The organism is Neptuniibacter sp. CAU 1671 (genome assembly GCF_029222905.1).
GTDB lineage: Bacteria > Pseudomonadota > Gammaproteobacteria > Pseudomonadales > Balneatricaceae > Neptuniibacter.
This window is the reverse complement of the sequence record NZ_JARHUE010000002.1, coordinates 55,520-67,767: the sequence shown is the minus strand read 5'-3', so window position 1 is coordinate 67,767 and position 12,248 is coordinate 55,520. Positions and strand designations below refer to the sequence as shown.

The following is a 12,248-nucleotide window of genomic DNA, read 5'->3' as shown; positions in this document are numbered from 1 at the left end:
ACAAACTTTCTTATGCTTTTGCTACCATCACCATGGCAGGACGTACCAGCCGGCCGCTCAGGGTGTAACCCTTCTGCATCACCGCGACCACGGTGTTGGCTTCTGCGCCCGGCACGTCAACCATCGACATGGCCTGGTGCAGTTCCGGATCAAACGGCTGACCTTCGGGTGCTACCTGCTCCACCTGGAATTTACCCAGCCCCGACACCAGCATGTTCAGGGTCATCTCAACCCCTTCACGCATTGGCTTGTGTGCTTCTTCGTCACCAAAGGTTTCGATGGCACGTTCCAGACTGTCTACAACCGGCAGCATTTCATTAACGAATTTTTCAATGCCAAACTTGTGCGCTTTTTCGACATCCATCTCAGCACGACGGCGCACATTCTGCGCATCCGCCTGAATGCGCAGCATCTGATCCTTCAGGGTTTCAATTTCAGATACTGCTTCAGCCAGCTCACGCGCCAGCTGTTCAGCATCAACCTGATTCTCAGCGGCATCTGCTGCATCCTGAGCTTCCACAACGGTCTCTTCGGTCACTGGCTCTGCAACCTGTTCAGACTCAGTGTTCGGGTTGTTTTTTTCATCTGCCATAAAAACTCTCCAAATCTGCCCTTCACGGGCACTTCATTCAGGCGTAAATCCGATTGCTGGCTAATATGGGGACAGCTGGATACCTTTCAACCGTTGATGAAAATTTTCTGGTTTTTCATTTTGGGCATTGCATGCGAATAAAATATGGCTTATACAAAACACTGTATAAATAACCAGATATACAAATCATGCTGACGCAACTCTCTATTCGCAATTTTGCCATCGTTGATTCACTGGACCTTGAGCTGGAAAACGGCATGACCGTTGTCAGTGGCGAAACCGGTGCCGGCAAGTCGATCATGCTGGATGCACTTGCACTGGCATTGGGCGACCGCGCCGACAGCGGCGCCGTACGCCAGGGAGCCGACCGGGCCGAAATTAACGCCGTATTTTCATTATCGAGCTGCCCGGAAGCACAACGCTGGCTAGAAGAGCAGGAGCTGCATGAAGGCGAAGAGTGCATGCTGCGCCGGGTGATCAATACCGATGGCCGCTCACGTTGCTACATCAATGGCAGCCCCGCGCCCGCAGGCACTGTGAAGCAACTGGGCGAGCTACTGGTGGCGATTCACGGCCAGCATGAACATCAGCGGCTGTTAAAAAAGGAGTACCACCGCAACCTGCTGGATAACTATGCGGCGCTGAATCCGCTGGCCCAGCAGGTCAAACAGGCTTTTCAGGCGTGGCAGCAACTGGCCAGTCGCCTCCGCCAGTTGACCGAACAAAACGATGAACAACAGGCACGCCTGCAACTGCTGCGTTATCAGGTTGAAGAACTGGACCAACTGAGTCTGGCCGAAGGCGAGATCGAACAGCTGGAGCAGGAGCAGAAACTGCTGGAGAACGCGGGCGATATTCAGCACAACGGCCATCAGATCCTGCAACTGGTGGCTGATAACGATGAAGTTAACTGCCTGCAACTGCTCAACCACAGTCTGCAACTGATCAACAAAATGGATAGTCAGCATCCGGCCCTGCTGCAGGCCAGCGAGATGCTGAATGGCGCACTGATTCAGGCCGAAGAAGCCAGCACCGAGATTCGCCACTTCCTGGATCAGGTTGAAATCGACCCTGAACGCCAACAGGAGGTCGAAGAGCGCCTGGGCACGGTTTACGACATTGCCCGCAAACACCGTATCAAACCCGCGGCACTGCTGGCTCAGCATCAGGCGCTGGCAGAAGAGCTGGACAGCCTGCAGGGCGGCGACGCCAGTATTGAAAACCTGACAGCACGGGTAGCAGATGCCGAAGCCGCTTATCTGGCGCTAGCCACTGAACTCAGTCATAAACGCGCGAGTGCCGCGCAGGAACTGGGCAACCTGGTTGGCGAACAGCTTCACCTGTTAGGCATGCCAGCGGCGCAGCTCAACGTTGCCCTGAACATGCTGAAAACACCGGCGGCAACCGGGCTGGAAGAGATCGAACTGATGATCATCACCAATGCAGGCCAGCCTGCCAAACCGCTGGCCAAAATCGCCTCCGGCGGTGAACTGTCCCGTATCAGCCTGGCCATTCAGGTGATCACTGCGCAGACCAGTTCAACACCGACCCTGATCTTTGATGAAGTTGATGTCGGCATCGGTGGCGGTGTGGCTGAAGTAGTGGGCCGCCTGCTGCGTCAGCTAGGTGAACAGGCCCAGATTCTCTGCGTTACCCACCAGCCTCAGGTGGCAGCACAGGGTCATCAGCATCTGTTTGTCAGCAAGAAAAGTGAGCAGTCACACACTTCAACCGATATCCAATCGCTTGAGGAGGAGCACCGGGTGCAGGAGATTGCCCGCATGCTGGGCGGCATCGACATTACCGCCACTTCGTTACAACATGCCCGGGAGATGCTGGGCAGCCTTTAAGCTGGACACAAAAAAACCTGCCGCGGCAGGTTTTTTTTATGCTGACGATACTTATTTATCGCCTTGATCACCCGTGTAAACGCCGTACAGGTATACAGTACGGTCAGTCAGGGTAAATCCGTTATTGGTGGCAATCTCTTCCAGCAGCTCGTTCAGACGCGGATCGGAGAACTCTTTAACCACACCGGATTTCACACACACAATGTGATCGTGGTGTTCATCACGTGACAGCTCAAATACGGAATGGCCGCCTTCAAAGTGGTGGCGCGTCACCAGACCGGCAGCTTCAAACTGAGTCAGTACCCGGTAAACTGTGGCCAGACCCACATCTTCACCCGACTCCATCAACATCTTGTAGATGTCTTCAGCACTGAAGTGATCACCTTCCTGAGCCCGTTCAAGGATTTGATAAATCTTCACCCGGGGTAACGTGACCTTAAGGCCCGCTTTGCGCAGCTCCTGATTTTCCAGTGGCATATTTTATTCTCTGTTTTTTTCTACACAGCAGGCCACTAGGCAGCTTGCCGCAAATAACCTCATCCAGAAACGACGTTTTTTACTGTCGATTCAATCACCCGGACGCGTGCCGGGGTTGTTCAGAGGTGCCCGAAACTTTATTATCCCGATTTCAGCTCAATAGTGAAGCGGAACCAGAATGCAAACCAAACTCATTGCCCTTGCTTTCAGCGTCATCCTTGCCGGTTGCTCCGGTTTTCCTGGCGTATATAAAATTGATATTCCTCAGGGCAACGTGGTCACGCAGGAGATGGTCGATCAACTGCGTCCAGGCATGACACCCAATCAGGTGCGCTACGTACTGGGTTCTCCGCTGGTCACAGATACCTTCCACCAGAACCGCTGGGATTACATCTACCGCAAAAAAACCGGCAAGAGTGGCGCGATCGAACAGTACCGTCTGGCGGTATTTTTCAGTAAAGGAAAACTCAGCAGCATCAGCGGCAACTTCCGCCCAGGCGGCGATCCGGCCACTGCAGAGCAGTAATCAGCTCTCTTTTTCAGCTTTTTTCTTGGCGGCCCGTTTAGCACGGGCCTCTTTTGGATCGGCAATCAGCGGACGATAGATCTCGACCCGCTGCCCTTCTGACAATACGGTTTCCTTGGGGTCTTTCATCGCTTTGCCGAAGATACCCATCGGATCATTGTCCGGATCGATCTGCGGAAACACTTCCACAATGCCGGACTTCATCACCGCTTCATAGGCAGTGGCGCCATCTGGCACCTGTACGGCAATAATTCTCTGTTCGGTTGGCAGGGCATAAGCCACTTCAACAAGCATGCAAGACCTCACTTGTCATAAATCTGATCAGCCCGCTGGACAAACGCATCCACCAGCGTCGTCGCTACCTGATTAAACACCTTGCTCATCGCCATAGCGGTCAGCTTACCGGCAAAGTCAAAACTCAGATTCAGCGTTACTTTACAGGCGTCTTCGCTCAGGGGGGTAAAATCCCAGCGACCGGAAAACTGCGAGAAAGGCCCTTCTACCAGACTCAGCTCCATCACAGTAGGACGCTGTAACTGGTTACGGGTGGTAAAACTGTATTTAAGACCGGCCTTGGCCAGATGCAAGGTCGCTACCAGCTCAGTCTCAGATTCACTGATCAGGTTGGTCGCGGCACACCAGGGCAGAAAAGCCGGATAGGCGTTTACATCATTCACCAGATCAAACATCTGCTCTGCGCTGTGCAGTACCAGCGCACTGCGTTCTACCCGGGTCATGCGGTAATCAGGCCTTACTGTAGTTTTTCGTACAGGTTCAAAATAAAGATCACAGCTACAGCAACCGGAGCCACGTAGCGCAGCGTAATATACCACGCTTTGAACCAGATGGCGTTGCTGATCGCCAGCTCTTCACGGCTGTGTACCTGCTTCATAAACCAGCCTGCAAACACCGCGATAAACAAACCGCCCAGTGGCAGCATGATATTCGCGGTAGTGAAGTCCAGAAAATCAAAAATGGTGAAGCCGAAGATTTTAAAATCAGCCAGTACGTTAAAAGATGACAACGCCGCCACACCCAGCAACCAGATAATGACACCCAGCACCAGGCTGGATGGAATACGGTGCCAGCCAAAGCGTTCAGTCAGCCAGGCAGTCGCCGGTTCAACCAGAGAGATTGCCGAAGTCCAGGCCGCCAGCCCCACCAGCATAAAGAACAGGAAACCGAAGATCTGGCCACCCGGCATCTGACCGAAGGCCACCGGCAGGGTGATAAACATCAGGCCGGGGCCCGCCCCCGGATCAAGCTGATTGGCAAACACGATCGGAAAGATCGCCAGACCGGCCACCAGCGCCACCAGCGTATCCAGACCACCAATCATCAACACTGAACCGCCAATTGAGGTGTGTTTGGGCATATACGAGCCATACGCCATGATCGCACCCATGCCCAGCGACAGGGTAAAGAACGAGTGCCCCAGCGCAATCAACACGCTCTGCATGGTCAGCTTTTCTATATTGAAATCAAACATGAAGGACCAGCCACGCATAAAACTGCCGGACTGCATCGAATAGATCAGCAACACAAACAACAGCACAAACAGGGCCGGCATCATAAACTTCACGGCATTTTCCAGACCCTTGCGCACACCGCCCATGATGACCAGCATCACCATGACCACAAACACCGTGTGCCAGATCAGCAGCGTATCAAAGTCGGCTAACAACCCTTCGAACCGCTGCACAGCCGTATCACTGCCAATGGCGACAAGATCACCGGCTCCCATGCTGGCCAGATAATAGAGTACCCAGCCCGCCACCACCGAGTAGAACGAAAAAATCATGAATCCCGCCAGAACACCCATCCAGCCGACCAGCGACCAGCGCCCCGAATGGCCTGACTCCTCCGCCACATCCCGCATGGCATTAATCGGGCTCTGCTGCCCCCGGCGACCAATCATGACTTCCGCCATCATAATCGGAATACCTACCGCCAGAATACAAACCAGATACACCAGTACAAAGGCACCACCGCCGTTCTCACCGGTGATATAGGGAAACTTCCAAATATTACCCAGACCTACCGCAGATCCCGTGGCAGCAAGGATGAATATCCAGCGGGAGCCCCATGATTCATGAATGGTTTTGCGTTCCTGCATCGGAAATAACCCCGGCGTTTGCATGCATTTAACTGAAAATATTCCACTTTTCAGGCAAAAAGTGCAACGTTTACGGTCAGTTAGGCCCCGATTACCGGGCCAAATTACCACAGACAATTCACAACGCTTTTAAAGGGTCAGGAGCCTCTATATAATCGCCCGCCATGGCCAAAAAGAAGAAAGCCCCCACGGGCAACACCATCTGTCTCAACAAACGCGCACGCCACGAATACCTCATTGAGGATAAATTCGAAGCGGGTGTTGTCTTGGCCGGATGGGAGGTAAAAAGCCTGCGGGAAGGTCGTGCGCAGCTGGTTGACTCCTACGTCATCTTAAAAAATGGCGAGGCGTGGCTGGTTGGTGCGCATTTCACACCGTTGAAAACCGCCTGCACCCATGTGGTTGCTGACCCTACCCGGGACCGCAAACTGCTGCTTCACAAACGCGAAATCGACAAACTGATCGGTGCCACCCAAGCCAAAGGCTACACCTGTGTTGCCCTGGCGCTCTACTGGAAGCAAAACCGTGTCAAATGCGAAATCGCGCTGGTGAAAGGCAAGAAACTGCATGACAAACGCGCCACTGAAAAAGAGCGCGACTGGCAACGCCAGAAACAACGCGTTCTGGCCGCCAACTAAAACTTTCTTCGTTAATACTGGTCTGAGCGTATATACTACGCTTCGCATCTTCACCGTGAGGTGTAGATCACACTCTGGGGGTGACTTGGCTTCGACGCCGATTACAAAACCTTAGGTGCATGTCGTGAGTGTAGTGAATCACGTAAATCCATTACTACACAGTTATAGTTGCTAACGACGATAACTACGCTCTAGCTGCATAAGTCAGCTTGTGCCGAACTCTTAGGTGTCTGTAACTAGGAGGTTTTCGGTATCATCCGAGACAGAATCGCCCGGAAGCCTTGTCTCAGGCTGAAGGGTTAAAACTAAAGAGGCTCGCCCATAGCACCCTGGCTCTCGGGTCGCGACGGGTTAATTTAATAGAGAAGCCTAAACATGTAGAGCTTGGGGCGGAGGATTGACGGACGCGGGTTCGAACCCCGCCACCTCCACCAAATTCAGGAACGGCTCAGACCGCTCCAGACCGCCGCTGGCCACGGAATCCGTGGCTTGCGGGGGAATCCCACTAAACCCTTACTTGTCCAAAATCCTTACTGAAGCACTGTTCCTCTGTTCACATTCCTTCGCTGATTAACCGGGCTAAATACCTATGCGACAGTTGTCGCATTTACACTACAGTTGTCGCTTTTGAGAATGCTACAGGTGTTGCATAGCTGATTTTTGCAGTTTGGCAGGCATGCGTCGGCCAGCAACTCCCCCACAAATCCAATCAGATTTTAAATCAATAGATTACAGTTAGGTGACAGACTGAATTTTGCCCAAATCAAACAGCACTAAGGTATCTGGCACACTACCTGCAACCTATTCATGAAGGTAATGGAAAATTACTGATAGACTACGTTTAAAACAAATATAAAAAAGACAATGTCTCCCGGCCGTGATTCGGCTTATTGATCTGTGAGCGTACAACCGTGATGTCTCAGGGCCTGGAGGACTGGAGCGAATAGATCATGCAGAATCACCTCCAATCAAAACACGCCAAAGATGTTGTTGCTTATATCAGCGACCATTTTCAGCAGCGCAATGTGCAGCCCGATAGTCTGATCACCCGATCCTGGGAACGCAGCCTGCTGGACTACGGTCTGGACCCACAGGGCAGCCAGGAGGTCGAAATTCTCACCTCCAGCGAAATCCGTCAACAGCTTGAGCAACACCACAACTATCTTGATATTGCCCGCAACGGTATGACCGGTTTATCCAAACGGATCAGTCAGGCGGGCTATGCCGTGGTGCTGACCGATGAAACAGGCCTCGCGCTGGATGCTACCCTGCCTGAACATATGCAGGACATCTGGCGCAATGCTGGCCTGCAACTGGGGTCGCGCTGGTCTGAAAGCACCATGGGCACCAACGGCATTGGCACCTGTCTGGTGGAACGCAAGTCACTGGTGATTCACCGGCACGAACATTTTTTCCACGACCAGAACAAACTGAGTTGCTCTGTATCGCCGATCTTTGATCCGCTGGGCAACCTGACCGGCTGCCTGAATGCGTCCTGCCTCGGCTTTGATGGTGATAAACAACATCAGTACCTCACCCTGCAGATGGTGATGATGTACAGCCGCATGATTGAGAATGCCTACTTTAAACAGGCGTATCGCAGTCAGATCACCATGCACATCAAACCACTGAGCAGTTTTACCGATCTGGCCCACGAACAACTACTGGCCGTAAATGAACGGGGGGTAGTCATCGGCGCTAACCGAGCGGCCTTCTCTGAATATGAAGCCAAACTCAACCCGGATCAGCGCCTGCTGGGCTTCGCCATTCATGAGCTGACCGGCATGACGCTGGAAGAGTTGCTGGAAAACAGCCATGGTGGGGCCCGTACAGTACGTACCCAGTCCCCTGCTCTGAGTGAAGAACTTGAGATCAGCCTGCGCATCCCAACCACCAAAACGTTGGCGAAAACCGTGACTGCGCCGCTGGAACCAGGCAAAACCCAACGCCATAAACACCCGACACTGGAGCAACTTGCTGGTGCGGACGAGACCGTACAGCAGAATGTGCAGCATGTGCGGCAAGTCATCAACAAAGACATCCCGATCTTGATCACTGGCGAAACCGGCACCGGTAAAGAGGCGTTTGCCCGTGCCATTCATGATGCCAGCGACCGTGCTGAGGGTCCGTTTATCGCGCTGAACTGTGCCGCAATTCCGGAATCATTGATCGAAAGCGAACTGTTCGGTTACCGCAGTGGCTCATTCACCGGGGCAAATCGCAAAGGCATGAAAGGCAAACTGGAACTGGCCAATGGCGGCACCATCTTCCTGGATGAAGTTGGTGATATGCCCTACCAGCTTCAGACACGCCTGCTACGCGCATTGGCAGAACGGGAGATCCTGCCGTTAGGTGCTACCGAACCCACCCGTCTGGATATTCAGGTGATTTCGGCCACTCACCAGCACCTGACCCAGCGCATTCAAGACAAGCTGTTCCGCGAAGACTTCTACTACCGTCTGAACGGTATGGCACTGCGCCTGCCGCCGCTGCGGGACCGAACCGATAAAGATGAGATTATTCGCTGCATTCTGGATAACGAGCTGGGCGGTTCTGAGGGTGTAACATTTGCACCGCAGGCGCTACAGGTGTTGCACGGTTACCCATGGCCCGGCAACATTCGCCAGCTCGCCAACGTACTGCGTTATGCACTGGCGGTGTCTGATCAGCAGCATATCACGCTGGATTCTCTGCCACTGGAACTGCGCGGCGCGGCACCCGCTCTGCCACAGCCAAACACACCTGAACGCAGCCAGCCACCGGGCACCCTGTCCGAACTGATTGGCGATGAGGAGGGTAAGCGCCTGCTGGAGTCACTGCGCCGGCATAAGTGGAACATCACTCAGGTATCGGATGAACTCGGCATCTGTCGTTCAACCGTGTACCGCAAAATGAAGAAATACAATATTTTGCATCCGAACGAGATTTTTTAATTCAAATTGGCACAGGCTCTGCTTCGTTATTATCACACCTAATATGTTATACGGAGTTGATAATAATGATTAAAAAACTGCTGCCGCTCGTTTTTATTCTGACCTGCCTGAATGCTGCTGCAACTGAGCTTCCCACGAGTAAGGAAGATCTGTTGCAGCGGTTTCTTTCTGCGCATGAAGCGAAAAATTACGACGATATTTCCGGCCTGATTAACTGGGATGGCGTGCGTAAATACAAACAGAAAATGATCCGCGTCTATACCCGTAATAACTTTGGCCGCAAGGTGATTGGGACTGAATTTGAAGAGGCGGATACCACCTTTTTAAATAACTTTAATGTGGGCACGCAAAACTATCACAGTAATCTGCCAGTGACTCATCTGATGCGGATTTACTTTGAAGATACCGTGGGCGATGAAGAGCCTGAATTTGGTTCAGTGGTGTATCTGGTGGGCGAAAAAGAGGGCCATTACCAGATCGCCATTTCCATCAAGTCATAACGCAAAACATGCTCAAGAAAATAGCACCCACCGCGGTGCTATTTTTTTATTCACCTGTTGCAACCCTAAATGCAGTGCTGCAACAGGTGATTCGTCTTACCCAATAACGTCGTTCCACTCTTATTTTTTATTTCAAAATAAATCATTTAAAAACAACAATTTAAAAATAAAAAACCATCTTATTGCGAATTTATTTTTTTGGCACACCGCTTGCGATACCCCTGCTGAATTAAATAGGCCGATGACGCCTACTTAAATCACACAAATAAAAATAGTTTAACTTTTGGGGGATTCGTTAATGAAACGAACACACATCAGCAAGCAGGTTATCGCCGCAATGATTGCCATGAGTGCAACCGGTTTTGTCAATGCAGCAGAATTTATGGATGGCAAAATCAAAATCAGCGGTGCCGCCATGCAAGCCTGGCAATCTGGCATTGACGTAAACGGTGCAGCCGTCAACCCGGCGGATGCCGATGCGGACTCTGCATTCCAGCGTATGCGTTTTGCTTTGAACATCAACGCTCAGGTCGCAGAAAATGTGTCCGTTTTTGCAGAGCTGGCAGAAGAACCTAATGACTGGAACAACGGCAGTGCTGCAATCAGTCAGGACCTGGCGTGGATTCAGTTTGACCTGCCCAACAACGTTGGCATCCGTCTGGGTAATGTGATCTCAACCACCATGAACTTTATCCGTTATTCGGACGGTGCTGCGGTACAGAGCAACCCCTTCGTTGGTAACGGTCTGGTGGATATGATCACCGCTGAAGAAGGTCTGTGGGCATACGGTTCACACTCTCTGGAAAGCGGCACCAACCTGACCTGGGATGCTGTGCTGTCTACCCCGGATTTCTTTACCGACTTCTCTCCCGGCCACGGTTACAACCTGGGTCTGCGCGGTACGGTTAACCTGACTAACGGCCTGTCCTTCGGTGCCGGTGCATTCCAGACCAACCACGACCTGAGCGGCGTTGATGGCAAGCCATTTGGCTCTCTGATTGCTATCGGTGACGGTGATAACTATCAGTTTGCCAACACAGCACCAAGCGCACGTGCGACTCACCCATTGATCGTACCGGGTGTCGATGCCTTTGTATGGCAGGCTGACATTCAGTACAAAGCTGGCAACTTCCTGCTGCACGGTCTGTTCGGTGAAGCCGAAGACGACTACAGCTGGGCTGGCGGTCAGGGTGTACTTGAAACCAGCTACATCAAACAGACGTCCAAAATGGAGTTCTGGTCTGTTGAGGGCAAGGTGGACCTGAGCAACAAGTTCTATCTGGCGGCACGTTATGCCGAGTCCCAAAACAAAAGCGAAGGCGTATCTGGTCCTAACGAAGCTACCCGTCTGCAGGTGGGCGCAGGCTTCTGGCTGAATGACGCCACGCTGTTCAAAGCAGAATACGTGAAACAGGAAGAAGACCAGTTCTCTGGTGGTGGTGCGACTGACCGTACCGTTGCCGGTGGTAGCGACTGGGACGGCTTTATCGTGGAAGCCTCTGTTACCTTCTGATTCTTGGCCTGGCTAAGCCTTTCTTAGCCTTCATCTTCGCACCCTTTGGCGAGCTTGGGCATCCTTCGGGATGTCCTTTTTTATGCCTGCAATATGCCAGTATTGTAAACACTTACTATCCATAAATTGAACATCACTACATAGTTACATCAGCCGCCAATCCAAGATTGCATTAACCCTTCCCTCCACTACTCTTATTCCGACTATTGCTGATTCAGCTGATCAACAGGCACAAAGAGCGCAATAAAACACCGAGGTAATCCCCTGTCGGGAGCACGTCTGTAAGCTGATAATCGTCCCCCAGCGTAGCCCTCTCCGGCATCTCATATTCACAGCAGAGTTGAGCCACAGAGACCGAGACAGAAACAAACCCTAGCCCATATCCGACGGTTCTACGGGGCAAAAAAAAAACCCTGCAGTTGCAGGGCAAAACCGCCATGACTCAAGCGGGATTTAGTATCGCCGTAGAGGGGGCGATACTGAGAGCGAACCGTACAAGGTGTTTAAACGCTTAAGAAACTGAAACCCGACTGGCCGCGGTCGTAGAGAGCTTGCCAAATACAGCACCCAGCACCACAGACAGGGAGATGATCAACAGCGGGTTATCAAATGAAACCGTCTGCAGTGTGGTCAGGCTCATTTTGCCTTCGGTCTGCAGCAGGTACGCAAAGGTGGCGGCATAGGCCAGCACGGATGCAGGCACCGCACCCAGCACAGCGATGTTGGCAGCAAACACCACAATAAAGGCGGTCACGGCGACAACAATGGCGGCCCACAACGGCACACCCAAAGCATCAGCAAACGGCAGCGCCAGAAACAGGTACGCGCCTACCCAGCCGACTACCACACCAAACACGCCACAGATCACTGTGCTTTTAAAAGCACCGTTATCAGCGCCCAGCGCAGCAAAGGCCGCCCAGGCAATAAAAATCGCCCAGATCAGGACAAATCCGGAAAGCGGGCTTAGCGCCAGCCAGGTCGCAATTGCACCAAAAATGGCAATGCTTAAAGAAGTTGCTGTCAAAGGTTTCATAAATCTTATTCCTGTATTTATTTTAAGATTTTTAAAAAGGTCCTCTTTTTAAGGACACAACCCTTCTACC

Annotated in this window: 12 protein-coding genes and 1 other RNA gene; 7 read left to right on the top strand and 6 right to left on the bottom strand. The window is 52.2% G+C overall.

The window, feature by feature from the left end:
• Nucleotides 1–10 precede the first annotated feature (10 nt).
• A complete protein-coding gene (grpE, locus tag P2G53_RS04255) occupies nucleotides 11–592 on the bottom strand; it encodes a nucleotide exchange factor GrpE (protein WP_275814294.1) in 582 nt (193 codons plus the stop codon).
• A 188-nt stretch (nucleotides 593–780) separates the two neighbouring features.
• Here grpE and recN point away from each other — a divergent pair, with 188 nt between their 5' ends.
• Entirely contained in the window at nucleotides 781–2,442 is a 1,662-nt protein-coding gene (gene recN, locus P2G53_RS04250; RefSeq protein WP_275814291.1) for a DNA repair protein RecN, read from the top strand.
• Nucleotides 2,443–2,493: 51 nt separating this feature from the next.
• On the opposite strand, the gene fur is transcribed toward recN, so the two are convergent.
• Nucleotides 2,494–2,919 carry a ferric iron uptake transcriptional regulator gene (gene fur / locus P2G53_RS04245; RefSeq protein ID WP_275814287.1) on the bottom strand — a complete coding sequence of 142 codons (426 nt, stop codon included), beginning with the start codon at nucleotides 2,917–2,919 and terminating at the stop codon, nucleotides 2,494–2,496.
• 178 nt (nucleotides 2,920–3,097) lie between these two features.
• On the opposite strand from fur, the gene bamE reads away from it, so the two are divergent.
• On the top strand, nucleotides 3,098–3,445 hold the full coding sequence (gene bamE / locus P2G53_RS04240; RefSeq protein ID WP_275814284.1) for an outer membrane protein assembly factor BamE: 348 nt from the start codon (nucleotides 3,098–3,100) through the stop codon (nucleotides 3,443–3,445).
• Here the strand turns inward: bamE and P2G53_RS04235 are convergent, their stop codons facing one another.
• From P2G53_RS04235 to P2G53_RS04225, 3 genes are read right to left on the bottom strand one after another with little or no spacing between them, the layout of a single operon-like run.
• The gene (locus P2G53_RS04235; RefSeq protein WP_275814281.1) at nucleotides 3,446–3,739 is read right to left on the bottom strand and encodes an RnfH family protein; all 294 of its coding nucleotides are present in this window, start codon (nucleotides 3,737–3,739) and stop codon (nucleotides 3,446–3,448) included.
• A gap of 8 nt (nucleotides 3,740–3,747) precedes the next feature.
• Complete coding sequence (locus tag P2G53_RS04230; RefSeq protein ID WP_275814278.1) at nucleotides 3,748–4,182, bottom strand: type II toxin-antitoxin system RatA family toxin; 435 nt, start codon at nucleotides 4,180–4,182, stop codon at nucleotides 3,748–3,750.
• Nucleotides 4,183–4,196: 14 nt separating this feature from the next.
• Complete coding sequence (locus P2G53_RS04225) at nucleotides 4,197–5,561, bottom strand: sodium-dependent transporter (RefSeq protein WP_275814274.1); 1,365 nt, start codon at nucleotides 5,559–5,561, stop codon at nucleotides 4,197–4,199.
• 164 nt (nucleotides 5,562–5,725) lie between these two features.
• On the opposite strand from P2G53_RS04225, the gene smpB reads away from it, so the two are divergent.
• The 5 genes from smpB to P2G53_RS04200 all read left to right on the top strand — a co-directional run bounded on the left by smpB (nucleotide 5,726) and on the right by P2G53_RS04200 (nucleotide 11,145).
• The gene (gene smpB / locus P2G53_RS04220) at nucleotides 5,726–6,199 is read left to right on the top strand and encodes an SsrA-binding protein SmpB (protein ID WP_275814270.1); all 474 of its coding nucleotides are present in this window, start codon (nucleotides 5,726–5,728) and stop codon (nucleotides 6,197–6,199) included.
• A 76-nt stretch (nucleotides 6,200–6,275) separates the two neighbouring features.
• Nucleotides 6,276–6,633: a transfer-messenger RNA gene (gene ssrA, locus P2G53_RS04215) on the top strand.
• A 516-nt stretch (nucleotides 6,634–7,149) separates the two neighbouring features.
• Nucleotides 7,150–9,132, top strand: a complete 1,983-nt coding sequence (locus tag P2G53_RS04210; RefSeq protein WP_275814267.1) for a sigma-54-dependent Fis family transcriptional regulator — start codon at nucleotides 7,150–7,152, stop codon at nucleotides 9,130–9,132.
• A gap of 65 nt (nucleotides 9,133–9,197) precedes the next feature.
• A complete protein-coding gene (locus P2G53_RS04205; RefSeq protein ID WP_275814264.1) occupies nucleotides 9,198–9,632 on the top strand; it encodes a hypothetical protein in 435 nt (144 codons plus the stop codon).
• A gap of 298 nt (nucleotides 9,633–9,930) precedes the next feature.
• Nucleotides 9,931–11,145, top strand: coding sequence for a hypothetical protein (locus tag P2G53_RS04200; RefSeq protein ID WP_275814261.1), 1,215 nt, complete (start codon nucleotides 9,931–9,933; stop codon nucleotides 11,143–11,145).
• A gap of 511 nt (nucleotides 11,146–11,656) precedes the next feature.
• On the opposite strand, the gene P2G53_RS04195 is transcribed toward P2G53_RS04200, so the two are convergent.
• Nucleotides 11,657–12,178 (bottom strand): DUF1097 family protein, encoded by a 522-nt coding sequence (locus tag P2G53_RS04195; protein WP_275814258.1) that lies wholly within the window; start codon nucleotides 12,176–12,178, stop codon nucleotides 11,657–11,659.
• Between the last annotated feature and the right edge of the window lie 70 nt (nucleotides 12,179–12,248).

Bases quoted from the DNA above. Each gene is read 5' to 3' on its own strand.
- recN (WP_275814291.1), top strand. From the start codon at position 781: ATGCTGACGCAACTCTCTATTCGCAATTTTGCCATCGTTGATTCACTG.
- grpE (WP_275814294.1), bottom strand. From the start codon at position 592: ATGGCAGATGAAAAAAACAACCCGAACACTGAGTCTGAACAGGTTGCA.
- bamE (WP_275814284.1), top strand. From the start codon at position 3,098: ATGCAAACCAAACTCATTGCCCTTGCTTTCAGCGTCATCCTTGCCGGT.
- P2G53_RS04205 (WP_275814264.1), top strand. From the start codon at position 9,198: ATGATTAAAAAACTGCTGCCGCTCGTTTTTATTCTGACCTGCCTGAAT.
- P2G53_RS04210 (WP_275814267.1), top strand. From the start codon at position 7,150: ATGCAGAATCACCTCCAATCAAAACACGCCAAAGATGTTGTTGCTTAT.
- P2G53_RS04195 (WP_275814258.1), bottom strand. From the start codon at position 12,178: ATGAAACCTTTGACAGCAACTTCTTTAAGCATTGCCATTTTTGGTGCA.
- P2G53_RS04230 (WP_275814278.1), bottom strand. From the start codon at position 4,182: ATGACCCGGGTAGAACGCAGTGCGCTGGTACTGCACAGCGCAGAGCAG.
- P2G53_RS04235 (WP_275814281.1), bottom strand. From the start codon at position 3,739: ATGCTTGTTGAAGTGGCTTATGCCCTGCCAACCGAACAGAGAATTATT.
- smpB (WP_275814270.1), top strand. From the start codon at position 5,726: ATGGCCAAAAAGAAGAAAGCCCCCACGGGCAACACCATCTGTCTCAAC.
- fur (WP_275814287.1), bottom strand. From the start codon at position 2,919: ATGCCACTGGAAAATCAGGAGCTGCGCAAAGCGGGCCTTAAGGTCACG.
- P2G53_RS04200 (WP_275814261.1), top strand. From the start codon at position 9,931: ATGAAACGAACACACATCAGCAAGCAGGTTATCGCCGCAATGATTGCC.
- P2G53_RS04225 (WP_275814274.1), bottom strand. From the start codon at position 5,561: ATGCAGGAACGCAAAACCATTCATGAATCATGGGGCTCCCGCTGGATA.